Here is a 25,229-nt window from a genome sequence, read left to right on the forward strand (position 1 = left end):
CATATTATTAGAGTAGGACAGGGATTAAAAGTGCCAGGCAATCCGTTACTCCACCCCAGCACCAGCTCCTGAAATTTAAATCGACATATTCTAATGAAAGGTAAATTTTAACTAATTTTGGTAAGCTCATTACCTTTATTGATTGGAACTAATTGTAGTTGTATAAGCAAACAAGGGTTCTGGAATGAGCTGCCAAGTGGTGGGTAGGCAGTTTCTTGCGTATGGGAGCAGGTTAATGAACGAAGAACTTTTAAAAAATTTCATAACCAGAATTATTTTTACTAAAATTTGGAATATAATTGATACTTTTTTACTTAATTAGCTTAAATATAGTGCTTTTTATTTAATAGCAATACAATTTTTGGTATATTTAATGGTAAATTAAACCTAATGAGAGGGGTCACCATGAAATTAAAATCTATTATTTGTTTCTTTCGTAAAAGACATAAGTATAACTATTACACCGGCACCTGTATTAGGTGTGGGAAAAGAAGCAAAAGAGCAATAACCCAATAATTTGTATTAAAACAAGTTAGGAGAGTGGATTTCCCCCTCCTTTTTTGTTTACCAAAGGTCCCACTCAAACAGAAACATGGGAACGGTTCTCTTGCGTGGAAAACATGAGAGCCCACCCAATGCTTCTTCTGGATGGGCTTTCTTTTTATATTCTTAATAAAAAACAATAATGTTTCTTATATAGTTTGATATATTGTATAATGAGTAATATTACCTATTTTAAAAAGGGGGGGTTATCAAGCAACGGGTTCATTCAGATTGAATCAAAAGTCACATGTCTAGTGAATTTTAGGGAGGTCAAAGGGGAGAGACACAATTTTTTTGGGGTGAAAAAGAAAGGTTTACACTTTCTTTTTAAATTAAGAGTGATTTTTACATTAAATTTAAAATAACATGTTGGTATAACGGATGGGAAGAAATCGATTGTTTTTCTTTTTTTATAGAAAAAAGGGGTGTTAGCCACAATGGGAAAGATAACCGAAAAGGAGAAAAAAGATAAGGGTATGGGGAAAATGAAAAACCGTAAAAAAATATGGAAGAAGTTAGCGGTTAGTGTCATTGTCACATTTTCCTTTTCATGCTTGCTTCATACAAGCAAGTCTTATGCAGAAGGGAATTACTCACTTACAATCATGCATGTAAATGATTCACATCATAACATTGCACAGTTTCCAAAGTTAACCACTGCTGTAACCCAGACGAGGGCTCAATATCCAAATGCCCTGCTCCTTCATGCGGGCGATGTCTTTTCTGATAACATCTACCCTGACCCATATGAGGGAAAAGAGGATTTGTGGTTTATGGATTACCTCAACTTCGATGCCATGACGATAGGAAATTGGGATTTTGACCAGGGCACTGGGATTCTCGCTGATTTTATAAAAGGGACGAATTTTCCCGTGCTCAACGCGAATCTCGATATGTCACAGGACACAAGCCTATTCCCATTGTATAATGATAGCTTTATCACCAGTGGGACAGCAGGTCAGATTACCCCGGGAATCGTCAAAACTGTGAATGGGGAAAAAATCGGAATCTTTGGCCTGCTTGCTAATCCAGCAAATACATCCAAACCTTATCCTACTTCCCTTGTATACCAGCCTTACCTCCCGATCGCACAAGCTGCAGTAGATGGGTTTAAACAGCAGGGAATCAATAAAATAATCTGCCTTTCCCACCTTGGTTACTCATCAGACCAATACCTAGCGGTCAAAGTAAAAGGAATTGACATCATTGTGGGAGGACATTCGCATACAGTATTAAGCACTCCCACTGTAATTACGAATACAGATCCGACGGTTATTGTCCAAACAGGAGCATTTCTAAAGTACATGGGTCTAGTAAATATCACGTTCGATTCAAATGGTGTGGTACAGTCTGAGAACGGACAGTTGTTGACGCTTAATAATTATTCGCCTGACCCAACCGCCCAGGCAGCACTAGACCAAATGAACAAAGGAATAATACTTGCTCCAGGAACAATACCTACACCAACACCTGTAAAAACTGGTTGGATTGTTGAAGATGGTTATAGTTACTATTATGATGCGAATGGCGTAATGTTAAAAGGTTGGCAAACGATTGATGGAAACAAATATTACTTTGGGTCTGATTCTGGAATCATGAAAACTGGCTGGTACACGATTTCTGGATCACGCTATTATTTCGGTATTGATGGCATCATGAGAACAGGATGGCAAACCATTAACAGTAAACAGTATTACCTTGGAACGGACGGTGTCATGCGGACTGGCGCAGTAACCATTGATGGTGTTACGTATACATTTGATTCCAACGGTGTCCTGTTGTATTCCTCAAGCCAAAACGGATGGGTTAAAGTGAATGGACAAACCTTCTATTTCGTGAATGGTGCAAAACAGACTGGATGGCAAACCATTTCAGGCAGCAAATATTACTTCGGCACAGACGGTGTGATGAGAACAGGATGGCAGACCATTGATGGGAATACTTACTACTTTGGTTCTACTACTGGAATTATGAAAACCGGCACCTACACGATAGATGGGGTAACCTACCACTTTAATGCTGATGGTGTTCTGATATCATAAAAAGTAAAATAACTATTAAGTGAAATAAATGGTATATAGATATGAATACCATGGAATTTATAATAGTAAAACAATCTGGTTAAATAGACGTCACCTAATCGGTTGGCGTTTTTTTGGGATTTAAACATTCAAGTATTCGCTAGATTACAAGTATTATTTTGTGACTATGCTTTAGGGCAAGCCAAACACCCTAATTGTATCCGATGTTTACGACCTGATAAGGAATTAATAAACGACCAAGGGGAAATTATTAGACCACCTGGGGCTCCGAACCAATTTAAGCTCGGCATTGGGAATGATTCTAGAGGTAATGTTACCGCCCAATTTAGCTATACAACAATGTTTATGTAACCGCTTTTCAACTTAAACAGCTAGGCTGGGTATTGCTCTCTATTAAAATCCTGAAGGGGAATAAGGTTACGAGCACACCTGGTATCAGGGATGATATGGAGAATGCCGGGGGTGTTTGGTATGATGAGCCTGTTAACCGATGGACACCTTGTTTCGAGCCGGCGTCCACCTGATCTGCCTGACTATCTAAGGGAATTTATTCATGTATTAGAACGCAAGTAGTTATATTGGGAGCCTAACCAAGGTTAGGCTCCTCTTGACATTAATGGGTGTTAAAATAAAAAGACTCCAGAGGAGCTGGAGCCTTTTCCTGTATAAGCGATCTTAATTAATAGAAGGATGCACCAACAATAATAAGAAGAATGAACAATACAACAATTAATACGAAAGTGCTGCCGCCATAACCATAACCACCGTAGCCATATCCGCCGCAAAACCAGCCCATTATTTTCACCACCAATCAAAACAGATTCTTTAGAGTACACTTTAGTATATTTTTTTAAGACGTAATGGTTTGGACAATTATCATTAACTAGGACAAAATCAGGGATTTGCCTAAATGTAAGAAACGCCTGCTAAGCAGGCGTTCTTGAAAGGAGGAAACAAAATGTTTGGATGATTTGGTGTTTGGTGTAGTAATAGCATATGTAGAGGAATTAAAATGGAATGGACAAGTGCTGAGTTAAATTAAAAATAAAAAAGGCTTAACCTCGTTGGTTATTTATATTTACGCTGCATACTCTAGAGTGTAGCCAGCCAAAACCATATTCAAGTCCGTAGACATTTACCTCAAAATGCGAATAGCATGCACTAAAAAAAGCCCTTGCATATAGGGCTTTTTAGGTTCTTATTAGAAACAGATTACTGCTCCTACGATAATTAGTAAGATAAATAATACGACGATTAAAGCAAAACAACCATATCCAAAACCGCCGTAGCCATAGCCGCCACAACCACCATAACCACCATAACCAAACATTTATAAAACCTCCCTTATAGACTTATTCCCTATACTGTATGTTATAAGAATAAGAATGGAAGGGCGCTTTCCCTAATTATTTAAAGGACAGTTCATTAGCCTAATGGGAGGCGTATTAGAAAATAAGAAAACCACCCGACTCTGTCACAAGTTAAAGGTGGTTCTTAAAAAATCTACACCAACAACCATCACCCTGAGGTGGAGGTTAGGGTAGATATTCATTCTATACAAAGATATTCAGCTTTAAAGTGTAGTTTTTGGATACCCAATGGCTATATGCTGTCACCCAAACAAGTGTATTTTTTAACCCCTTATAAAAAGAGATGTTGAAATCCTAATCATACGTTTTAACTGTTGGAGCAATATAATGGTAAAAGCGATCAAGTAGTTGATCTGGATTTTCTTCTATCAAAACCATCGAACGGAATTTTTCTTGTAGGAATTTTTGTTCAATCATGTGATCAAACAAGCTAATCAATGGGTCATAATAGTGCTGAATATTGAGCAGACCGCATGGTTTTTGATGCAATCCAATCTGACCCCATGTGAATACCTCAAAAAATTCCTCTAATGTTCCGGTCCCTCCTGGCAAAACCACAAATCCATCCGATAACTCAGCCATTTTTGCTTTTCGTTCATGCATCGTATCAACAGTAAACAGTTCCGTTAACCCTTTATGAGAGATTTCCCGCTCGACCAGCACTTTAGGGATAACTCCGATGACTTGCCCGCCTTCCTGTAAGACCGTATCTGCGACTGCCCCCATCAAGCCATTGCTAGAACCACCGTAAACTAACGTAATGCTGTGTTTCGCTAGTTCTTTTCCTAATTGAATCGCGCCTAATTTATAGGATTCCGAAGCACCGAGGCTTGACCCGCAATAAACCGCTAATCGTTTCATGAACCTGCCTCCTTTTGTTTTTAGTCTATGTATGTTTCTTGGAAACTAGAATGATACAAATATTGGGAAATAGAGTGTTCAATCGGACTATTCAAGCTGAATCAACCTTATTGGCTCATAACAACTTGATGATATGCAAACAACGTCTATTAAGTGAAAAATTAGGGAGCATGAGAACCGTCCCGGTGCTTCTCCCATTAACTTCTCTGAAAGAAGTAATAGGTGGGCGCTTAGTAACTCATGCGTAAGTCCCCCTCTTTATACTTTTTTCCACAGTTAAAATATAATTGGTTTAAATTAAAAACACTGTCGATATCAGGGATATTAGCAAAAATATTTTTGGAAGCATGGGGACGGTTCTCCTGCTTCATCAAGTAGGTGCAAAACACGAACATTAACTAGTAATTTTGCATTAATGTTCATATTTTTGTTGAATATCTATTGATGGTTTGTTATGCTAGTAAAGTAATAATCGGAAAATTTCATTACTCGTATATACTCGGAAATATGGTCTGAGTGTCTCTACCTGGTTCCCAATGAAAGAACTAGACTACGAGTTAAAGTATTGGCAATTCATCGGCTTTTTAGCTGCTGCCATCTTATTTTTAGCAAAGGGTTATTTTTGCTAAATCTTTATACTTTGACTTTGTAGGTCTAGAAGGTAGGAGGGTTCTACTATTCTAGGCCTTTTTCTATGGGGGAAATCTACGAGTATGTCAAACAACTAGAGAAAAGGGGATTATTTATGAAAAAGGGATTTCTAAACAAGAACATCTTATTTGGAGCGATTGTCGTCTTGTTATTAACAATGCTTGCAGGCCGCAATTCTTCATTATTTAAAGAAACAAAGGTAGAAGGTGCGGGGAGACCTATTCTTATTGAAGGTCCAATGCCAATTGAAGCCGAGAAATTTGCGCAGAGACTAGAAAAAGTAAAAGTAGAAAAGTCGGGAACTTTCGTGTTCTATAAAGGGAAATTAGACGGTTATCCTGTAATTGTGGCAAAAACAGGCAAAGGAATGGAAAACACTGCAGCTGCTACAACGCTGGCAATTGAAAAATATAACCCAATTGCCATTATCAATCAAGGAACATCCGGAGGACATGATCCGTCTTTAAACGTATTTGATATTGTGTTAGGAAAAAGAGTCACCAACATCGGTTCATTAAAAACGGAAACGAAAAATGCAGGCGAGGGAATGGACCCTAGTCAATGGATTCCGATGGATTTAATGGCTTCTGAAGGAAGCGGGAATGATGCCAATGCCAATAAGGTCCGTTACTATGAGGGAGATAAAGATCTGCTTGCAGCAGCTGAGGCGGTAAAGGGTCAGTACACGAAAGGTAAGGTTGTCGAAGGTACGATTGGGTCAGCAGACTTCTGGAACAATGAAGTGGATCGAATTAACTGGATCCATACGAATTACGGTACATCAGTAGAAGAAATGGAAGGTGCTGCGGCCGCACAAATTGCAGATGCCTATAATGTAGCATTTTTAGGTATTAGAATTCTGTCCAATAATAAAACAAATGGCGGAGCATATAACCCTAATACAGCGGCAGCAAACCAGGAGTATGTTTATGAAGTCGTGAAACAATATATCACAACTATAAAGAAATAAGGGGGGCTTGGCCCCATGCCCATCAAGGTAAGAAATTTCTTGTTCTCCAAAATGTAAAAAATGAGCTGAATTCTCATAAATTACTGTAGAGATATAAATTTTCATTTTGTGATTACTTCAAAATATCAGCTTGATGGGTAGGGAATTCAGCCAACATTATGTTAAAACAGGTCACTTGATGGTAATAAAATACCACTAAGTGGCCTGTTTATTTTTTTCCTACTCATATTCCCCCAGGGATTAAATGGATGCCCTCGATTTCAACTTGAACTTCCACACCCAGCCGAGTCATTAAATTCGTCTGCTGGAATTAACTATCCATAGCTGATTCGATTGTCCTCCATAAATCAAAGCATTTCTGATATGGATCATAATTAACTCACCCAAATTTAAAGAATGATCTATATTTGATCTTTTATAAATTTAATCCAAATCTCTTTAATTCAATGAAAATACTTTCCAATCGTTTTCCTTTTTCCGTTAACGTATATTCCACACGAGGGGGAACCTCTGGAAATACCTTTCTTGTCAATATCTCATGATCTTCTAGTTCCTTAAGACGGAGTGAAAGTGTTTTTGGGCTAATTCCATTCATTGATTTCAATAGGTCGCTGAATCGCATCGTTCCTTCAATAAGCAGATCACGAATAATTAAAAAGGTCCATTTAGTCCCAATCACGTCAAGCGTTTTAGCAATGGGGCAAGGCTCACCTGGTGTGCCTTTGGTCAGCACGACCGGCTCAATAACACTCATCTGAAAGATCCTCCCTAAAATTTTTTGGCTAATTTACCTTATCATATCACAATAGTATATTTTCGGAAACTTTATGAATTAAATATCACTACTTCCATAAATGAATTTACTACATATATAATATCGATGAACCTATTATTCCATCCCTATATTGTGGAGGTGATCAAAATTAGTGCGAGAAATCAACGAAACAAACTGCCGTTAGCGCTCATTGCTCTCTTAAGCTGTTCCTGATTTACAGTGTACTATTGAGGATTTAGTGGTAACCGCTGACAAGGTAACAGCTCGTCTCTCATTCAACGGGACATACAAAGGTGAGTTTATGGGAAAAACGCCAACAGGAAAGCCTGTTCATTTCTTTGCCATTGATATTTGGCATATCAGGAATGGAATAGTCGTTGAGGATTGGCACTTAGAGGATAATCTTACATTAATGCAACAGCTGGGAGTAGTATCTGAAAATTGAACACCTAAGGGTTTTTAAAGAGACTACAGAATTAAAGGAGCTAGAAAAAAGATGAAAAATATACTTATTATTAACGGTCATCAGAAATATAGTTCAGCAGAGGGGAATTTGAACCAAACATTGATGGACAAGATGGTCAGTTTGTTAAGTGAAAAGAACAATATAAAAACAACAATTATTCAAAACGGATATAAAATCGAAGAAGAACAACAAAAATTTTTATGGGCTGATATTGTTATTTATCAAACACCTATCTATTGGTTTAGTGTTCCAGGCTTACTGAAGACGTATATGGATGAAGTTTATGCTTATGGTTTATTTTTTAAGGGTGCTGATCAGTATGGAAGAGGCGGTTTATTGATCGAAAAGAAATATATGTTTTCGACTACCTGGAATGCTCCTGAAAAAGCATTTAACGATCCAAGTCAATTTTTTGAAGGGAGCAGCCTAGAAGATGCATTAAGCCATTTACATCGTATACAGAAATTCCTCGGAATGAAACCTTTAAAGAGTTTCACTTGCTATGATGTAATCAAAAATCCGAAGGTTGAAAAGTTTGTATCCGAACTTGATATACATCTGAAAGAGGTATTGAATCTTTAATCTATTAAGTAAAATCATGTGGAGGTAAAAACATGTTAAAAGATAAAAAAGTTGTAATTATCGGTGGAAGCTCTGGGATTGGTTTGGAATCAGCTAAACAGGTTATAGCCCAAGGTGCAGAAGTAATCATTGCCAGCCGTTCCGAAGATAAATTACGGAATGCAAAAGAGCAGCTAGGAGATAGTGCTACGGCTTTTACGCTAGATACAACACAAGAACAGCAAGTTCAGACTTTCTTTGAAAAAGTCGGCCAGTTCGATCATCTTGTGGTGAGCGCGGCAGAAACATCCGGCGGGTCATTCCTCCAAACGGATACAGCCCAAGCCCGACAACTGTTTGAAAACAAATTTTGGGGACAATATTATGCAGCGAAATACGGTGCTCCGAAAATTTTACCAAACGGCTCAATTATTTTTTTCTCTGGGGTTGTAGCCTACAAATCGATGGTTGGTTCGTCAATTCTAGGTGCAGTCAATGCAGCCGTTTCGAATCTAGGAAAGACCTTGGCATTAGAACTTGCTCCGATCCGAGTGAACATCGTTTCACCCGGTATAATTGATACACCTTCCCGCAGTAAAATGCCAGAAGAAACTCGTAATCATTTCTATGCAACGGTTGAAAACATACTGCCTGTGAAACGAATAGGAAGAGCTGAAGATGTTGCACAAAGTGTGCTATACTTGCTTCAAAATAGTTTCGTGACTGGAACCGTTCTTCATGTAGAAGGCGGTCACATTTTAGCTTAAGCCAGCAGCTGAGGAAAAATCATATCCCATAAACAAGAAAAACGCTATTCTTTTTGTAGAACTATACGAAAGGATGGTGTTTTTTTATGAATCTATTCGCTGAGTTCCTGTTTTTTCTTGGTAAGTAATAGCTGCCTCATTTGAAACATGGTGGAAGAACAAAGTAGGATGGCATTTAGTTGACCATAGAGATGACATTCTAATCGTTCTTTTTTTTTTCTTTACAATGATCGATTTCAAAGAAGGATTTCCATGTTTTAAAAAGTAATTCGATTTGCCATCGTAATGAGTAAAGATCGTGAACGTGTTCCGTTGGAGTTTTCTCTAGGTCATTTTTTAACTGTCAAAGTGAATCATTGGGGAAGCATGGGGACGGTTCTTTTGCTTCGGAAGCGTCAGAAACGTCCCCACGCTTCCACTAAAAATATTGTTGCAAGCGTTTTATCATTGTGCTACCATGAATTTAATTTATGAAATAGGAATGTTACCTAACGGGCATAACCTAGACCAATACATTTCATGTATTGGTTTAGGTTATTTTTTTTTCTATTTTTATAAAATAACAAATAGGAAGGATGCGAAGGATGAAAAAAAGGTCGTTGATATTTTGTACTTTGTTATTATGTAGTGTGTTTTTTGAAACTGGATTTTCTAATCAAAATCAGGATAGGGAAAGTAAGGAAAAGAATAAAAGTGAAAGTACTGAAGAAAACCAAAAGAATCAAGCTTCTAAAGCCAGAACCGTCATTACTACCGACGGCGAAGTGGATGATATGAACTCCATGATTCGAGCACTTTTATATTCAAATGAGATGGACATCAAGGGAATTGTACTTACGAGCTCAGTGTATCATTATGCGGGAGATGGAGAAAGCGGTATCAACCCTTATAGATGGACAGGGACCGGCTGGTTAACGAATATGTTGAATGCCTATGGTGAAGCCTATCCTAATTTGACCAAGCAGGCGAAGGGGTTTCCAACACCTGATTATCTTCGCAGTGTGACGAAGATTGGGAATATTTCCGCTCCGGGTGAGATGGAAAAAGTAACGGAAGGGTCCGAATTTTTAAAGAATCTATTTCTAGATAAAGATGATTCAGATTTATATGTTCAGACATGGGGAGGCACAAATACGACAGCTAGGGCATTAAAATCGATCCAAGAAGAATACGAACATACCGCTCAATGGGCGGATATTAAGAAAAGGGTCAGTGATAAATTGGTTCTCTATATTATCCTGGATCAGGATGACAGTTATAAATCGTATATCGCGAAGAACTGGCCGGATATAAGAATTATCAATGACCAATCGAATTTTTGGCATTTCGCTTATGCGTGGAAGTACCATACGGACCAAGTGAACAGTAAGTTGCAGGGTGCTTGGAATTATGAAAATATCCAACACGGACATGGAACCTTGATGGATTTATATGCCTTAATGGGAGACGGTAAAATGATCCCAGGTGAATTAGCGGAGGAACAACGAGGAAGTGAAGAATATTTGAAAAACAATCCTCAATACAGCCGATATGACTTTATATCGGAAGGCGATTCGCCATCGTTCTTTTATCTAATCGACAATGGATTAAGGAGTTTGGAAAATCCATCTTATGGAGGATGGGGCGGCCGGTTTGGCGCGGTAAATAATAAACTATACCGTAATACCGTTCTAGATTTTGATGTCTATACAAACCGGTATGAAGCGGAATATTCCTTAATGCGCTGGTTTGACGATATCCAAAATGATTTTGCTGCTCGAGCGGATTGGGTAACAGCATCGAAATATAAAGACGCAAACCATAACCCTAGCCTTAAAGTAAAAGAAGGCTTAGACTTAAAGGTTAAAAGGGGAGAAAAAATAACCCTTCATGCAAAAGGCAAAGATCCGGATGGAGACCAATTGACCTATAGATGGTGGAGATACTTTGAAGCCGATACCTACCAAGATTCAAAGGTTCCTCAGGAGGAAACAAAGCAGGAATTGGCAGGAGACCTTCAGCTTGGACTTCACCGAGATTTGGCAGAGGGTGAAGTAACAGACAGTATTCCTTTGAAAGGCAGTAATACAGATACCGTTACCTTTACGGTTCCAAAAGATGCGAAATCCGGGGATACGATTCATATTATTGCAGAAGTACAGGATGACGGAGCGCATGAACTAAAACATTACCAACGTGTTATTTTAACAGTTGAATAAAAATCCTTTATTGTAAAAGTAGTGATGTTCTTTCCTAAGTCTATAAAGATTGAAAAATCCCTACTATTTATTAATTCGTAAATCCAAAAAGTAACTCACGCACTAGCTTTGGTTTGGCTGGCTGGGTTACTTTTTATTATTTATATGATGTAGTTTGCAAGTCTGTTTACGTAGTGATAGTGTCTTTAAGGGCATTTCCTAGTAATTAAGCTAGCCCGCATTCTTCTCCTGCTTTTTTTTAGATAGATCGCTAATGGGTGCCAGAGTGATTGTCAGCAAGATAAAGTGATTAAAGGATGTCCTAAAATATATTGATAAGAGCCCTTCGTTTCGAGAAGGGCTCTTATCTTAGTTATGCTATATTCTTATGTTCCAACAGTTTAAATCTTGTTGAAACCGAGTAAATCTAAACAGTAATCGGATTTTCTGCTACTACATAGTCTAATAAATCTGTCACCGATTGTCTAAGGCCATGGTTGAATTTAGTTTTAAGTGAAGAAATACTAATTTTTCATGGGACAGGATTGATAAAATTTTTCAGGTAATTAAAGGACAGCTCTCGACATTTCTTTCATACAGCTGGAGAGAGGAATTCAGATTTGGCGGGAATTATCTCATTTTTAAACAAATGTTTGATTAATGGCGAATCATTGGGGAAACCCGAGAATGAAGTAAGTTTAATCGAAAACAATAGAATTTTCCGGGAAATTAAGTTTTTGTCTGTGATATACGCTAACTTTTATCGACAATCTTTTTTCCTGTTTTATAAGCGAAGACCATGCGCGACGAACCTTTCGGCTGTTTTAATTAAACGTTTGAGTAGTTTAGTATATAGGGGGAAATGGTCGAAACATTGTCGTTCGTGAAAAGCAGGAGGCGTTATTCGTTGTAAGTATCTGATTGCAGCCTAATGATACATTTGTTTTTCAACTATCTAATAATGCCAAAAGGTTCCCATATCTAATCCTTTAGCGGTGAATTCTACCACTCGTATATGAACCGTTTTCTATGGAAATATCGATACGATGATATCACTTTAATAAAATGGTAAAATGGTGAAAATATCATTTGGGAGGTTATATATGAGCGTCGAGGAGATTATGGAGAAGCTGGCTGAGATGGGTTCAGAGCAAACAAAAAAAACGTTTTTGAATCACGGGGCGAGTGGCAGTTTTTTTGGAGTTAAGGTTGGAGATTTAAAAAAGCTCGTCAAGCATGTCAAAAAGAACCAGGAACTGGCTTTGGCTTTATATGAAACAGGAAACTCTGACGCTATGTATTTAGCAGGACTGTCTGTTAACCCGAAATTGATGACAAAGGAAATTCTTCAGAATTGGGTTAAAAAAGCAAACTGGTATTTGCTTGCTGAATATACAGTTGCAGGTGTTGCCGCAGAAAGTCCGCATGCTATGGAACTTGTGAGTGAATGGATAGAGTCAGATGAAGAAATGATTGCCGTTGCTGGATGGAGCACTTATTCAAACTATCTATCGATTACTCCTGATGAAAAGCTGGATTTAGAGGAAATCCGAGCTTTGCTCTTAAGGGCTGAGGCAACGATTCATCAAGAAAAAAACCGGGTTCGTTATGTGATGAACGGATTTGTGATTAGTGTAGGGGCCTATGTGACCGCATTACATGATGAAGCGATAAGAGTTGCTGAAACCATTGGCAAGGTTCATGTCAACATGGGCAAAACTGCGTGTAAAGTTCCTCTCGCTGTTCCCTATATTAAAAAAATAGAAGAACGTAATAAAATTGGTGTGAAACGGAAGACTTGTATCTGTTAAGGTGGGAGCAAGGGGACGGTTCTCATGCTTCCGAAGCATGAGAACCGTCCCCTTGCTTACCCCTGCTCATTTTTCAACTTTATTGTGTTGATAGCCGTTATGGGTGGCATAGACTTCATACCACTGGTAATTGGGGGATTTGAACCAAGCGTAATGTGGTAAATAAACCAAATAACTAATATTACCTTCTGCGTCATGGATGGATTTGAAAACTTTCGCCATTTCGAATCCAAACGTTTGATCCATGTAACCGATTATCCCCTCTCTGACAGTATTTTTTGCCTCTTCTTTTTCTTTCTTATAAAGCCCCATCAGTCCATCGATGAAAAGACTCAACAAGATCAAAGTAATAGCGATTAAAACAAAAATCAGCAATTTGAACAAAATAACCCCTCCTTTATTGTCATGAATTCATTCTGATTGTAAATCCATTCATTTAAGAGAGGTGTGATAAAACTAACAAGAATTTCCCTAAAATGTTAGAAGTTTGTGACAATATTGGAAGCATGGGGACGTTTCTCTTGCTTCTTTTTGCTACTAGATAGAAAGGACCAGAATATTTCTCGACAATTTTTTGACCCATGATGATGTGTCAATCCAGGATTTGTACTGTTTGAGATTTGTTTTAAACAAACGTTTGAGTAATGTTGAAAAGATGCGAAATTCTTAGATTCTTGTCAGAATGATATAAATTTGGTGAAAGTAGGTTGTAATCAGCTTCATATTTGAAAGAGTGTCGACGATCTTCTATGTATTCACTTTAAGAGAATGCTTGTAGGACAATAATTAGAGCAGTTTTAACCAATCGTTTGATTAGTTTAACATATATGGAATTTAGGTCGAGGGTTGTCGTTTCGTTGAGATTTTTTTTCAAAAATAGGTTATTAGATTTAAAGATAAACTGTTATTATGGGATATAAAGGAAATTGCAAGATGGTTTTTTGGGGGGGTTCTATGAAGTTTGTTTTGATATTTGGACCGCAAGCAGTTGGTAAAATGACAGTGGGGCATGAATTAGAAAAAAGAACCGATTTGAAACTATTTCATAATCACATGACCATTGAATTAGTTACTCCCTTTTTTGAATACGGCACGAAAGAGGGAAACCGGTTAGTAAGCTTATTTCGTCAAGAAATTTTTGAGGCAGTGGCTAAAAGTGATTTGTACGGATTAATATTTACTTTTGTTTGGGCGTTTGATCTTCAAGCCGATTGGGATTATGTCGATCATATTTCCGAAATATTTGAATCTAGTGGTGGAACAGTGTACTTTGTTGAACTTGAGGCAGATTTGAAAGAACGAATTGAGCGGAATAAAAGCCCGCACCGGCTTGAACATAAGCCGACAAAGAGAAATTTGGAGTGGTCTGAGGCAAATTTGAAGAAATCAATGAAAAAGTATCGGTTAAATTCGTTAGATGGAGAAATCAAGAAGAAGAATTACTTGAAAATAAATAATACTAATTTGAGTGCAGAAGAAGTGGCGAAGATGATTAAAGATAGATTTCAATTATAATGACAAAGGGACGGGACTACTGAAAAAGTCTACTTTTTTTATCCTGCTCGTATACTAAATTCAATTATTCTTGGATAATCTATAGATTTTTTTCAATGATATGCTAATTTGGTACGATCAGTTGCAGATTTAAAGAGGATAGTATGCTTGCTATCCTCTTTAAATTTGCCGCTAATACATTAATTTTGCTTGCGTGGACATGCACGGTTCTCATGCTTCCTATGAGTAATTTAGTCCCAATCGGTTGAATGAATACGCTTTATTAAAGGTTTACAACATTCTGACCTGCATTCTTGTTTACTAATGCACGTCGCCGTTCGAGTTCTACATCCATTGCCGCTCGTTTATCATCAAGTTTATAGAAAAACATCGTCATTCCAATCAGTATACAAATGGCCATTGGGACCCAGATAAAGCTGATTTCAATATAGTTTAAAGCGGTTGCAGTTTGTTTTGCATTTGGAACATAACCGCCTAATTTCAGGATAACCCCTACAAGTGCACTTCCAAGGCCCAAGCTTACTTTTACAAAAAATCCTTGGAAAGCGGCAATCATCCCAGCAATACTTCGATTGTTTTTGTACTCTGAATAATCAATAACATCTGGCTGAATCGCAAAGGTGGTCCCGAAGATGCCATAAATCCCAAGCCCGGTAATCGCCAAACCGGTAATCAGTAAGACAGGTGAGGTCTTTCCAAAATAAATCACAAAATCTCCAACCATATATATGACCGTACTTAAAAGTAATACATTTTTCTTCGGCATTTTCTTTTGAAGCCAAGGTAAAAGCAGCAGCATGGGCAGACCAGAGAGAATACCGAATAGTCCTACAAACGTCAGCCAATCCGTACGGCCAAGATTATACGTGAAATAGTAAATCACGGTTGTATTTCTAATGACAAAAAGACCAAAATAGAGAAAGTTCAAGATAAAGAAAATAACGGCAGGGCCAGTCAGCCCTTTAAAATCCTGTTTAAAAGAGGATTTCCCAGGTTGGACGGTCGGCGGAACCACCTCTTTTGTATTCATGAAGGTAAATACAAATACGAATATCGCGGCGATACCATAAACGGTCATTGTAATGAAATAACCTTTTTGGTTATCTCCTTGACCGAAGAAATTAACCATCGGCGTGGTGATTGACATAACTAAAGCGGTTCCAATTAACGCGCAAATCATTCGAGTAGATACTAACCAGTTTCGTTCGTGGTTATCTGAGGTTAACCTTGGTACAATCGTATTTAATGGGATATTGACCACCGTATAAGCGATGTTCAACAAACAATATGTGATATACGCCCATAGAATTTTTCCTGCCAAACTGAAATCAGGAACAATAAAGGTCATGATGGTAAAGACAGCAAACGGTATCGCTCCGATTATGAAATAGGGTCTTCCTTGCCCCCATTTAGTACGAGTCCGGTCAACTAATAATCCCATACCGGTATCGGCAAATGCATCAATGATTTTGGTTACTAGCATTAAAGTACCGGCAACGGTTGCGGTGATTCCAAAGACATCTGTATAAAAAAACAGCAGGTAAGACGCCATTGTACTAAATACGAGGTTGCAGGCGAAGTCGCCCGCCCCGTATCCAATTCTTTTTTTCCATATATTCATTTCTATCACATATCCTTTTTTTTAAATTGGTAAAGCATATGCTCAAATCATGTTGTAGAAAGACTTGTCAATGTTTTCATATCAGACTTTAAATTTTGATAGATAGATTTATAAACCTGGTAATAGTCATTATATTTCCGATGATTCTCTTTAATAGGCATAATCTTCTGATCTAGAACCTGCCATTTCTTCACATCCTCATAGGAGAGAAGACCAGTACCAATTCCCGCTAGCATGACATCTCCCATATTCGCTTCTACATCATGAAGGGGACAAACTACTGGATAGCCTGTGACATCGGCAAAGATTTGTCTCCATAATTTTGACTTGGTGACCCCACCGGCCAGCAGGATATATTCACCGGGATTTTCTCCGGTAGCTTCCATCGCATCTCGTAGAGAAAAGGCAACCGCTTCCAGAAAGGCGCGATAAATATGGGCTTTTGTATGTGCCAGTGAAAGTCCCACGATGGTACCTTTTGCATCGGAATCCCAAATAGGACTTCTTTCTCCCATAAAGTAAGGAAGGACAATCAAACCTTCGCTTCCGACCGGAATGTTAGCGGCCTGTTCATTTAACACATCATAGGCATTTTTCCCGCCGGCTTTTTCTATCTCCAATTCATATTGACACATCGTTTGACGGAACCATTTCACAATCGCTCCAGCTGTAGCACCGCCAGCAAAATAATAGGATAGTCTTTTAGCATCATATAAATACGGCCAAACAATCAGATTTTTTCCTTTCACTGGTTGATCGGAAATTAAGGCTGCGCACATCGAAGTGCCAATTGCCGCTGCATAAATTCCAGATTCAAATACACCGAGGCCGATATTGGCCGCACCGCAGTCAATACCACTTGCGATTACAGGCATTCCTTCAGAAAGTCCCAACTCCGCTGCAGTTTCTTTAGTCAAACCACCCACAATATCGGTTGATTCCACGATTTTTTCTGGCATCATCGAGAGAGGAATTCCCATCGCATCCATCATTTCTTTTGACCAGGTTCGGTTATTCATATCAAAAATTCCGCCGATATTTCCTGCAGAGGAATAGTCAATCGCAATTTCTCCGGTTAGTTTATAAATGACATAATCATTTGGCGGTAAAAAGAGCTTCGTTTTCATCCAATTTTCTGGTTCATGATTTTTCATCCATAACATTTTGGTATAGCCATAATAGGGGTCGGCTCCATTATGGGTAACTTCGAGAAGTTTTTCTTCGCCAACATGATCTAGGACCCACTTTGTTTCCGCTTCTGCTCTTCGGTCCATCCAAATCATACACGGTCTAATGGGTTCCATTTTTGCATCCAATGGAATACCGGAGCCCCCATAAAGCCCGCTAATAGCGATACCACGTATCTTCTCCGCGGGAACTCCTGACTTATGTACCGCGTTTTTAATCGATGTTTTCGTTGCATCAAGCCATACATCTGGCCATTGCTCTGCCCATAAAGGCCTTGGAGTCAATACATCGTATTCCTGTAAATCTTGAGCAAACAGATTGCCATCTGTGTCCATTAGGATGGTTTTGGTACCGGATGTTCCGATATCTGTACCGAGTAAGTAATTCATAGATAGTCCTCCTAAAGAATCTATTAATCTTTTTAAATGCAAGTGAAAGCTCCATCGATGACAAAGTCAGATCCTGTCGTAAAGCTGCTAGTGTCTCCTGCTAGATAAACACAAATGGACTGAAGTTCTTCTGGTGTGCCCATACGGTGAAGCGGTGCCATTTCATTCCACTGTTCGATCAATGGCTGTAAGTTTGGCGAATTTAAGGTGAGTTCTGTTCCAATATATCCTGGACTGATACAATTGACGCGCACATTTCTTGTTGCCCATTCCACTGCGAGCGATTTGGTCAACTGGATGACTCCTGCTTTAGAGGCATTGTACGAGCACTGTGGCTGCGGCACATTCACAATATGTCCTGACATCGAAGCGGTATTTATAATGGAACCGCCGCCTTGTTTTAACATGACTTTTCCAGCTGCTTGGGCCGTTAGAAATACACCGGTAAGATTAATATCAATGACTTTTTTCCACTGTTCAAAGGTCATTTCCTCTGCTGGTACGTTCATGCAGATTCCTGCATTACAGAAGGCAACATCTAAACGTCCAAATACTTCTAGAATGGTTTCAATCATAGCATCAACATCTGATGGGTTAGTGACATCTGCTTTGATTGCAATTGACTTAATTCTATTATTTTCCTCAAGTTCCTTCGCTGTCTTTGTGGCTTCCTCGATATCCAAGTCCACAATTGCTATATCTGCTCCTGCTTCAGCGAAAGCAGTTGCAACGCTTTTACCAATACCCCTTGCACCACCTGTTACAAAAATTTTCTTTCCGTCCAGTCTCATTTTTTCAATAATCCCCATTTTTCCCATTCCCTTTTAGTTAATTTATTTTGTAAAACACTTTTATAAAATACATTTACATAATAAAACTATTTTCCACGATAGTCAATAATTATAAAATTTAAAATTGGCAGACACCTTTTGACAAAGCTGTGATTGTATCCGCTCTTATGATATATTTATAAGAGTTAAAGTAAATGTTTTTATAAAATTAGTTTATAAAATGGGGTATTTTCCATGGATAATAGCATCACGTTTAAGGATATAAAAAAAGGCAATTACTCATCGATCTACCATCTCATTTATCAAAATGAGAAGCTTTCAAAACAAGAAATTGCCAATCAGCTTCATTTGAGTTTACCGACGGTCACCCAGAACCTCGTTCGTTTGGAAAAAGAAAATTTGATTGAGAAGAGCGGGCAGTTTGAATCTTCGGTGGGAAGGCGTGCAGCTGCTTATTCCATTTGCCCTCGGGCTATGATTAGCATTGGGGTAGAGATTCAGAAGAGGACCGTACAGATTCTGGCCATTGATTTGCGTGGGCATGCCTTTCAGCAAGAGAGACTGGCGATGGAGTATTCTAATGAAGATCGTTATTACAAAGAGTTAAGCCAAGCTGTACAGTCTTTCATCTCGTCTCTCGATGTGAGAGAAGAGCAGGTTCTTGGGATTGGTTTTGCTGTCCAAGGATTAACGTCGAATGACGGAAAGAAAATCACTTATGGAAAAATATTGATCTCTACAGGATTAGATATTGAGGTTTTTTCACAGTATCTCCCTTATCCTTGTATGTTTTTACATGATGCCAAGTGTGCCGCTACAACAGAGCTGTGGGTAAGAAATGATATTGGAGATGCTGTCTATCTCTCGATTGGGCCGCACCTTGGGGGTGCTATTATCATAGATGGTCAAATTTATATGGGAAAAGAAGGACATAGTGGAACGGTCGAACATATGACGATTCATCCTGATGGTCCTGCTTGTTACTGTGGGAAGAAGGGATGTATGGAAACGTATAGCTCTGTTAATGCGCTTCTAGAAGAAGATGAATCATTAGATTTTTTCTTCGAGCAGGTACGATCAAGAATTCCTTCTTATGTGAAGAGGTGGAATTCCTTTTTAGAATATTTAGCTCGTTCCATCAACAATATCCATCTTGTTCTTAACAGAGAATTTATTCTAGGAGGACATATTTCTTCATACTTAAAGGAAGAAGATATTGAAATTCTTCATGAAAAAGTAAATGAAAAAACGGCATTTCCAAGTAATGAACCCTTTATTCATATTAGCCGTTCACCGGCAAATGGAGTACCGATGGGGGCTGCCATTCCATTTATTCAATCATTTTTGAATAACATTTAATTGGAAGCAAGGGGACGGGAGTGCATAAGTAAAAAAAATATATAAAATGACACTAAAAAAGGAGGGTTAAATTTATAACCTTCCTTTTCGATTTTTTGTCGTATTAACACATAAAGTGGTAGAAGTTTAAACATTCTCTTGTACGCTCTGATACCCTTTTAGTTTGATTTTGTCGTATAATTGCGGCTTTGGAAGTAATAAATCCTAATACGATTCTCCTTTTGAAATAACATTTATATAGGCACTCATTTTGGTAAAGGTAATATACTCTTCATAAATTATTTCCAAATCAAAAACTCAAATCATAGTCCTGCCAGTATCGAAGAGATTTTACAAAAAGTCCTTTTAAAACCAAGAAAAAAGGCGTTTCGAACTGTTTACAGTTCAAACACCTTTTCGTGTAACTTTTGTGATTTTGCACCTTTTAACCGCCCGTTAAGGCGGTTCTCATGCTTCTTTTTTGATGATAAATTTGAAAATCCCTTTTATTTCAGGTTTGTCGGAACTGTCACACTCATCCGGTATTATCGAGATTTATAAATAGTAGGTTTGAATAAAGACATTAGAATGTGACAGTCCGGACAATTTAAGAGTCAATTAAGACAAAAATCTAAGCTAATTCAGACTCTAAAAGAACCAGATATCCCATACCAAAGGGAAGGATGAACTACATGAAAAAAGTGATAATAGATATAATTCGAACGAAAAACAGTTCACAGTATGCTTTAGAAGGCGGGACGTCCTTTTTTAATCGTAAAATTATCGGCCAGCAATGCCCAGTTGGATGGGTATGGATAGCCTAATGCCCAGTAACTAATTCCACGGAGGTTAAATTCTTTTGCCAAGTCGAACTTCGCTTGTGCACTCCGGGCATCCTCAAACCAAACCTCATGGCTACGGCCTTGTTCATCCGTGTATCGGAAAAATGGTGATTGTGTGGTGGTATCATATTGAATCGCTGCTCCGTATTTGACGGCACGAGCAATCGCTTCTTGGGTACTAAACGTTTCGGCTTCTTGTCCTTGTACATGAGGGAGAAGCCAATCACGAGCGTAAATTTGGAAGCCTAAAAATATTTTTTCTGCCGGCATTACGGACCTTGCGTATTCCACGACGCGTCTCATTTGGTTAATAGGTGAAATCGCCTGTGGCGGCCCGAGGCGGTATCCCCATTCATACGTCATCAACACTACAAAGTCAGCAATTCTACCATGTGCTTCATAGTCATGGGCTTCGTACAATAAACCTGCTTGTGTAGCGCTGGCTTTTGGAGCCAAGGCTGTAGATACAAAATATCCCTTAGGATGCAGGCGATCCACTGCCAGTTGGAGGAAAGTGTTGTAATTCTCACGATCCGCTGGTAATACATTTTCAAAATCGATGTTTGCGCCCTTATATCCCTTTTGGTCCATAATTTGAAGCATATTTGTCAGGACTTTTTCGCGTAAATTTGGGGTGGATAACAGAGTATGTGCAACATTGGAGCCGGCAGCTGATGAGGTGAAATTCGTAATCGACATCATCGGCACCACATTTTTTGCTAAGGCTGCTTGAATGGTTAACTCATCATGGGCTGGATTAAGATCACCATTTTCATTGATCAAGTAAGCAAACGGACTTATATAGGTTAGATAGGGGGCCAGCTCATTTACTGTGTCGGCGGCCGCTTGGTCAGGTTGATACGTATAGGCATTTACTTCAATCGTCGGTTTGTGTGTGGGAATTCTTAACGGAGTTCCCTGATAAATGAGGTTTGGATTTTGAATCTGATTTTCATTAATTAATTGTTGAACGGTTACCCCATAACGATTCGCTATTTGCCAAAGGGTTTCGCCGGCTTGAGTGACGTGAATCCTTGGAGGGATGATTAACTTTGTGCCTGGATATAAGAGAGAGGGATTGGTGAGTTGATTGGCTTGGATGATGGAGTTAATCGATACTCCATACTGCTGTGAAATGGACCATAACGTTTCTCCGTATTTAACTATGTGTGAAGTACCAGGGACAGGGATGACTAACGACTGGCCAATAACCAGCTGATTTGGGTTTTGTAGTCCATTTATTTGAACAATTCCATTCATATTGACATTGTACCGATTCGCAATTTGCCAAAGTGTTTCCCCGCTGCTGACAACATGGATGACCACGGGCCTCTCCTCCTGCTTTTTATCAATAATGTAGTATATGCAGGGGAGCAAGGGGACGGTTCTCATGCTTCCGAAGCATGAGAACTGTCCCTGTGCTTCCCACTCTATGGTAGTGACATGCTTGACGGGGTGTGCCGGGCCGCTCCATTATTTGGTCCGCTTACATCAATATTCTTAATAACAATGATTTGTTTCTGATCATTTTCGTGTGTTGCAACTACTTTTAGTTTGCCATTAAACTCTCTGTCCTCCCCCTTTAATACTGACAGAATTCTTTCCTACGACTCTAATCGAGAAACAATAAATATTCACTTTTTAATTTACGGGTCGATGCTTCTAATATGAGGGATCGCTTTGTTTTCTTCAATTAATGGACATCGTAGTGGAAGAATATTGAAATGGGAATAATGGAACTATAATTGTATTGGGCACGAGGAGCACCACATAGGTCGATTAATGCTCTATGCAAGCATGAAAGGTATTGAGCCGCCATTTTATTTTATAAAGATTTGAGTGTCTAAATAGGTAAAACTGAAGCGATGCTTGAATTGGCATCGCATTTTTTTCGAAAGAAAGTGGGGGGAAAGCTTTTATGGATTCATTGGAAAGAAAAAAGAAAATAGACCGTGAAAAATTCACAGTTAAAAATATAGTTAGAAGAGCTTTATTTATTACAATAGGTTCAACCATTATGGCTTACGGGTTAGAAGCCATATTAATTCCCAATCATATGATAGACGGGGGAGTAACAGGCTTGTCCATGATATTGAGTCATGTGACAACAATCAACCTTAGCATATTTCTAATCATTTTAAACTTACCTTTCTTTTTCTTAGGGTATAAGCAAATTGGCGGCACCTTTGCTCTTAGTATGTTGTATGGAATTATCGCTCTTTCTGTGGCTACTTCTTTCATGCATCATGTAAGTCCGATTGTCCATGATAGGCTGCTAGCGGTTGTTTTTGGAGGGGTGGCATTAGGATTCGGGGTAGGTTTAACCTTAAGGAATGGTGGAGTTTTAGATGGTACAGAAACATTAGCGATTTTAATTGAGAAGAGGGCACCATTTTCTGTTGGTGAAATCATTATGTTTATTAATGTGATTATCTTCTCCGTTGCCGCCTTGGTGTTCGGATTAGAAAATGCTTTATTTTCGATGCTTACTTATTATATTGCCTTTAAAACCATTGATATTGTAGAAAAAGGTTTGGAGGAAATGAAATCGGTGTATATCATAAGTGATCATAATACTGAGATTGCGGAGGCTATTACAGAGCGTTTGGGTCGGGGCATAACTTATTTACATGGAGAAGGTTCTTATTGTGGTATAGATAGACGTGTTATTTTATGTGTTTTTACAAGGTTAGAGGAAACAAAGTTGAAAGATATTATTAGAGCGTTAGATCCTCAAGCATTTATCATTACTACGGATGTATCTTCCGTTCATGGTGGTCGATTTAAGAAAAAAGACATTCATTAATACAATGTCTGTGATGTCACGCGTGCGTTTCTACTAAAAGTGGAGACGTTTTTTCTTTGACCGTGTAAGTTTAAATATCCTATCTCATAGTATGGTGGAGGTTTTTTGTTATTGAGGGTATGAATCGGGTTAGTTTAACAAATTAAGGGCAAGGTAATGGTGAATTTAGGTTATATTAGATATAATATATTGCTCAAAAATAGATAGAAATGGTGAAACATGAACATTATAAAACAACAAAAAAAGAACGCACTAAAGCCAGCCCAAATGATTGTCATTTATTATCTGATAGCTGTGGTTGTTTCAACCATCTTATTAATGCTGCCGATCACACAACAGCCGAATGCTAAATTGTCGTTTATTGATGCCTTATTTACGGCTGTAAGTGCCGTTAGTGTTACAGGGTTATCGACCATTGCGATTAATGAGGTTCTTAGTGTTCCGGGAACATTTATTTTTGCTCTCATTTTGCAATTTGGCGGCATCGGAATTATGTTTCTTGGAACCACTATTTGGCTTTTAATTGGAAGACGGATAGGAATCAGAGAAAGAATGCTCATTATGACGGATCAGAATCTCCCGACCTTTTCTGGAATCGTTAAACTTGTTCGAAATATTCTTATGCTATTTATTATCATTGAACTTGTAGCGGCTATTATTTTTGGAACCTACTTTTTAAAATACTTTCCTACTTGGCAAGAAGCTTTTTTACAAGGTTTCTTTGCCTCTGTTAGTGCGGCAACGAATGCTGGATTTGATATTACGGGAGAATCGTTAATACCCTTTGCCAACGATTATTTTGTGTTAGTAATGACAATGGTGTTGTTAATCATAGGAGCGATTGGTTTCCCTGTGCTTATGGAGGTTATCCAGTTCTTTAAACATAAAGAGAAAATACCCTATAGGTTTTCCTTATTTACGAAAATAACCACGCTAACCTTTTTGGTTTTAATCGTGATAGGTACTATTTTGATCTATCTATGTGAATATAATCATTTTTTTGCCGATAAAACCTGGCATGAATCTTTTTTCTATTCGCTTTTTTATTCGGTGTCTTCTAGGAATGGCGGGCTTAATACGATGGATATTAATGAGTATTCCACTCCTACTCTTCTGATTTTAAGCATTCTTATGTTTATCGGGACCTCTCCAAGTAGTGCTGGAGGAGGAATAAGAACGACATCTTTTGCGATAATGTTATTAAGTATCTATTATTTTGCTAACGGAAATACGACCATAAAAGTTTTTAAGAGAGAGCTTGTCATGGAGGATGTAATCAAGTCCTATATCGTCATTGCAACTGCGATGATGCTCTGTTGTGTTAGTACGATTATTCTTACGATCTTGGAACCGACTTTTTCTTTAATGGAAATTATATTTGAAGTGTCTTCTGCTTTCGGGACGGTCGGATTTTCCATGGGAATCACTGCGGAATTAAGTACGATGGGTAAAATTATTATAATGATTTTAATGTTCATTGGGAGAATTGGTATTTTTGCATTTTTATTAATAATAGGGGGTAAACCCATTAAAACTAATTATCAATACCCAAAAGAGCGAATCATTATTGGCTAATTTAAATAAGTTTTTTCAGAGTTTGTTGCAGTTCAACATTAATAAAAGCCTATCCATTAATGAGTGGATAGGCTATTTATATCTTGTCTGCAAACTTCTCCGGTAGGTAATTCTTTTTAATTATCCCTTAAATGTAGGATATTCATCTGACTCTCGAATTTTTGAAGCCG

19 protein-coding genes, 3 pseudogenes and 1 riboswitch are annotated in these 25,229 nt (G+C 38.3%); of the genes and pseudogenes, 12 read left to right on the forward strand and 10 right to left on the reverse strand.

The features are described 5' to 3' along the window. Positions 1-980: 980 nt before the first annotated feature. Complete coding sequence (locus COD92_RS07435; RefSeq protein ID WP_098996082.1) at positions 981-2,585, forward strand: metallophosphoesterase; 1,605 nt, start codon at positions 981-983, stop codon at positions 2,583-2,585. 359 nt (positions 2,586-2,944) lie between these two features. Further along, positions 2,945-3,158 (forward strand): annotated as a pseudogene (locus COD92_RS07440) (DJ-1/PfpI family protein); the annotation flags it as partial. A 106-nt stretch (positions 3,159-3,264) separates the two neighbouring features. Here the strand turns inward: COD92_RS07440 and COD92_RS07445 are convergent. The 3 genes from COD92_RS07445 to COD92_RS07455 form a co-directional block, all read right to left on the reverse strand. Next, the gene (locus COD92_RS07445) at positions 3,265-3,381 is read right to left on the reverse strand and encodes a YjcZ family sporulation protein (protein WP_098996083.1); all 117 of its coding nucleotides are present in this window, start codon (positions 3,379-3,381) and stop codon (positions 3,265-3,267) included. 405 nt (positions 3,382-3,786) lie between these two features. Next, a complete protein-coding gene (locus tag COD92_RS07450) occupies positions 3,787-3,915 on the reverse strand; it encodes a YjcZ family sporulation protein (protein WP_098532615.1) in 129 nt (42 codons plus the stop codon). 334 nt (positions 3,916-4,249) lie between these two features. Continuing rightward, on the reverse strand, positions 4,250-4,816 hold the full coding sequence (locus COD92_RS07455; RefSeq protein WP_098532616.1) for an LOG family protein: 567 nt from the start codon (positions 4,814-4,816) through the stop codon (positions 4,250-4,252). Positions 4,817-5,285: 469 nt separating this feature from the next. Continuing rightward, a riboswitch (purine riboswitch) is annotated at positions 5,286-5,389 on the forward strand. 172 nt (positions 5,390-5,561) lie between these two features. Here COD92_RS07455 and COD92_RS07460 point away from each other — a divergent pair. Further along, a complete protein-coding gene (locus COD92_RS07460) occupies positions 5,562-6,437 on the forward strand; it encodes a 5'-methylthioadenosine/S-adenosylhomocysteine nucleosidase (RefSeq protein ID WP_218014459.1) in 876 nt (291 codons plus the stop codon). Between the two features lie 415 nt (positions 6,438-6,852). Here COD92_RS07460 and COD92_RS07465 read toward each other — a convergent pair whose 3' ends face one another. Then, complete coding sequence (locus COD92_RS07465; RefSeq protein ID WP_098996085.1) at positions 6,853-7,191, reverse strand: winged helix-turn-helix transcriptional regulator; 339 nt, start codon at positions 7,189-7,191, stop codon at positions 6,853-6,855. Positions 7,192-7,417: 226 nt separating this feature from the next. Between COD92_RS07465 and COD92_RS07475 the strand changes: the two are divergent. The 3 genes and pseudogenes from COD92_RS07475 to COD92_RS07485 all read left to right on the forward strand — a co-directional run. Beyond that, positions 7,418-7,657, forward strand: a pseudogene (locus COD92_RS07475) (ester cyclase); the annotation flags it as partial. Positions 7,658-7,708: 51 nt separating this feature from the next. Next, complete coding sequence (locus COD92_RS07480; protein WP_098996087.1) at positions 7,709-8,260, forward strand: NAD(P)H-dependent oxidoreductase; 552 nt, start codon at positions 7,709-7,711, stop codon at positions 8,258-8,260. Positions 8,261-8,292: 32 nt separating this feature from the next. Continuing rightward, a complete protein-coding gene (locus tag COD92_RS07485) occupies positions 8,293-9,006 on the forward strand; it encodes an SDR family oxidoreductase (RefSeq protein ID WP_098996088.1) in 714 nt (237 codons plus the stop codon). A gap of 95 nt (positions 9,007-9,101) precedes the next feature. On the opposite strand, the pseudogene COD92_RS07490 reads toward COD92_RS07485, so the two are convergent. After that, positions 9,102-9,331: pseudogene (locus COD92_RS07490) on the reverse strand (transposase); the annotation flags it as partial. Between the two features lie 259 nt (positions 9,332-9,590). Here COD92_RS07490 and COD92_RS07495 point away from each other — a divergent pair. Continuing rightward, entirely contained in the window at positions 9,591-11,204 is a 1,614-nt protein-coding gene (locus tag COD92_RS07495; protein WP_255295254.1) for a DUF1593 domain-containing protein, read from the forward strand. A 1,082-nt stretch (positions 11,205-12,286) separates the two neighbouring features. Then, positions 12,287-12,994 (forward strand): DNA alkylation repair protein, encoded by a 708-nt coding sequence (locus COD92_RS07500; protein WP_098532622.1) that lies wholly within the window; start codon positions 12,287-12,289, stop codon positions 12,992-12,994. Between the two features lie 66 nt (positions 12,995-13,060). Here the strand turns inward: COD92_RS07500 and COD92_RS07505 are convergent, their stop codons facing one another. Then, a complete protein-coding gene (locus COD92_RS07505; protein WP_098996090.1) occupies positions 13,061-13,378 on the reverse strand; it encodes a hypothetical protein in 318 nt (105 codons plus the stop codon). A gap of 570 nt (positions 13,379-13,948) precedes the next feature. On the opposite strand from COD92_RS07505, the gene COD92_RS07510 reads away from it, so the two are divergent. Next, positions 13,949-14,509: an AAA family ATPase gene (locus COD92_RS07510; RefSeq protein ID WP_098996091.1), complete on the forward strand. Its 561-nt coding sequence runs from the start codon at positions 13,949-13,951 to the stop codon at positions 14,507-14,509. A 262-nt stretch (positions 14,510-14,771) separates the two neighbouring features. Here COD92_RS07510 and COD92_RS07515 read toward each other — a convergent pair whose 3' ends face one another. The 3 genes from COD92_RS07515 to COD92_RS07525 are packed head-to-tail and all read right to left on the reverse strand — an operon-like array spanning position 14,772 to position 18,516. After that, a complete protein-coding gene (locus COD92_RS07515; protein ID WP_098996092.1) occupies positions 14,772-16,130 on the reverse strand; it encodes an MFS transporter in 1,359 nt (452 codons plus the stop codon). A 47-nt stretch (positions 16,131-16,177) separates the two neighbouring features. Next, complete coding sequence (locus COD92_RS07520; protein WP_098996093.1) at positions 16,178-17,707, reverse strand: FGGY-family carbohydrate kinase; 1,530 nt, start codon at positions 17,705-17,707, stop codon at positions 16,178-16,180. 32 nt (positions 17,708-17,739) lie between these two features. Beyond that, positions 17,740-18,516: an SDR family oxidoreductase gene (locus tag COD92_RS07525; RefSeq protein ID WP_098996094.1), complete on the reverse strand. Its 777-nt coding sequence runs from the start codon at positions 18,514-18,516 to the stop codon at positions 17,740-17,742. 216 nt (positions 18,517-18,732) lie between these two features. Here COD92_RS07525 and COD92_RS07530 point away from each other — a divergent pair, with 216 nt between their 5' ends. Next, the gene (locus COD92_RS07530; RefSeq protein WP_098532628.1) at positions 18,733-19,857 is read left to right on the forward strand and encodes an ROK family transcriptional regulator; all 1,125 of its coding nucleotides are present in this window, start codon (positions 18,733-18,735) and stop codon (positions 19,855-19,857) included. A gap of 725 nt (positions 19,858-20,582) precedes the next feature. On the opposite strand, the gene COD92_RS07535 is transcribed toward COD92_RS07530, so the two are convergent. Beyond that, positions 20,583-22,004, reverse strand: a complete 1,422-nt coding sequence (locus tag COD92_RS07535; protein WP_098996095.1) for a glycoside hydrolase family 18 protein — start codon at positions 22,002-22,004, stop codon at positions 20,583-20,585. Positions 22,005-22,596: 592 nt separating this feature from the next. Here COD92_RS07535 and COD92_RS07540 point away from each other — a divergent pair. Then, positions 22,597-23,484: a YitT family protein gene (locus COD92_RS07540; protein WP_098532630.1), complete on the forward strand. Its 888-nt coding sequence runs from the start codon at positions 22,597-22,599 to the stop codon at positions 23,482-23,484. Positions 23,485-23,703: 219 nt separating this feature from the next. Beyond that, the gene (locus COD92_RS07545) at positions 23,704-25,059 is read left to right on the forward strand and encodes a TrkH family potassium uptake protein (protein ID WP_176550406.1); all 1,356 of its coding nucleotides are present in this window, start codon (positions 23,704-23,706) and stop codon (positions 25,057-25,059) included. The last annotated feature ends 170 nt before the right edge of the window (positions 25,060-25,229 follow it).

This window comes from Bacillus sp. AFS037270 (genome assembly GCF_002585305.1).

What these genes read in the sequence shown, in the direction of transcription:
- COD92_RS07495 (WP_255295254.1), top strand. Translation starts at nt 9,591, where the DNA reads ATGAAAAAAAGGTCGTTGATATTTTGTACTTTGTTATTATGTAGTGTG.
- COD92_RS07485 (WP_098996088.1), top strand. Translation starts at nt 8,293, where the DNA reads ATGTTAAAAGATAAAAAAGTTGTAATTATCGGTGGAAGCTCTGGGATT.
- COD92_RS07545 (WP_176550406.1), top strand. Translation starts at nt 23,704, where the DNA reads ATGAACATTATAAAACAACAAAAAAAGAACGCACTAAAGCCAGCCCAA.
- COD92_RS07515 (WP_098996092.1), bottom strand. Translation starts at nt 16,130, where the DNA reads ATGAATATATGGAAAAAAAGAATTGGATACGGGGCGGGCGACTTCGCC.
- COD92_RS07510 (WP_098996091.1), top strand. Translation starts at nt 13,949, where the DNA reads ATGAAGTTTGTTTTGATATTTGGACCGCAAGCAGTTGGTAAAATGACA.
- COD92_RS07480 (WP_098996087.1), top strand. Translation starts at nt 7,709, where the DNA reads ATGAAAAATATACTTATTATTAACGGTCATCAGAAATATAGTTCAGCA.
- COD92_RS07500 (WP_098532622.1), top strand. Translation starts at nt 12,287, where the DNA reads ATGAGCGTCGAGGAGATTATGGAGAAGCTGGCTGAGATGGGTTCAGAG.
- COD92_RS07455 (WP_098532616.1), bottom strand. Translation starts at nt 4,816, where the DNA reads ATGAAACGATTAGCGGTTTATTGCGGGTCAAGCCTCGGTGCTTCGGAA.
- COD92_RS07520 (WP_098996093.1), bottom strand. Translation starts at nt 17,707, where the DNA reads ATGAATTACTTACTCGGTACAGATATCGGAACATCCGGTACCAAAACC.
- COD92_RS07435 (WP_098996082.1), top strand. Translation starts at nt 981, where the DNA reads ATGGGAAAGATAACCGAAAAGGAGAAAAAAGATAAGGGTATGGGGAAA.
- COD92_RS07445 (WP_098996083.1), bottom strand. Translation starts at nt 3,381, where the DNA reads ATGGGCTGGTTTTGCGGCGGATATGGCTACGGTGGTTATGGTTATGGC.
- COD92_RS07540 (WP_098532630.1), top strand. Translation starts at nt 22,597, where the DNA reads ATGGATTCATTGGAAAGAAAAAAGAAAATAGACCGTGAAAAATTCACA.
- COD92_RS07450 (WP_098532615.1), bottom strand. Translation starts at nt 3,915, where the DNA reads ATGTTTGGTTATGGTGGTTATGGTGGTTGTGGCGGCTATGGCTACGGC.
- COD92_RS07525 (WP_098996094.1), bottom strand. Translation starts at nt 18,516, where the DNA reads ATGGGGATTATTGAAAAAATGAGACTGGACGGAAAGAAAATTTTTGTA.
- COD92_RS07460 (WP_218014459.1), top strand. Translation starts at nt 5,562, where the DNA reads ATGAAAAAGGGATTTCTAAACAAGAACATCTTATTTGGAGCGATTGTC.
- COD92_RS07530 (WP_098532628.1), top strand. Translation starts at nt 18,733, where the DNA reads ATGGATAATAGCATCACGTTTAAGGATATAAAAAAAGGCAATTACTCA.
- COD92_RS07465 (WP_098996085.1), bottom strand. Translation starts at nt 7,191, where the DNA reads ATGAGTGTTATTGAGCCGGTCGTGCTGACCAAAGGCACACCAGGTGAG.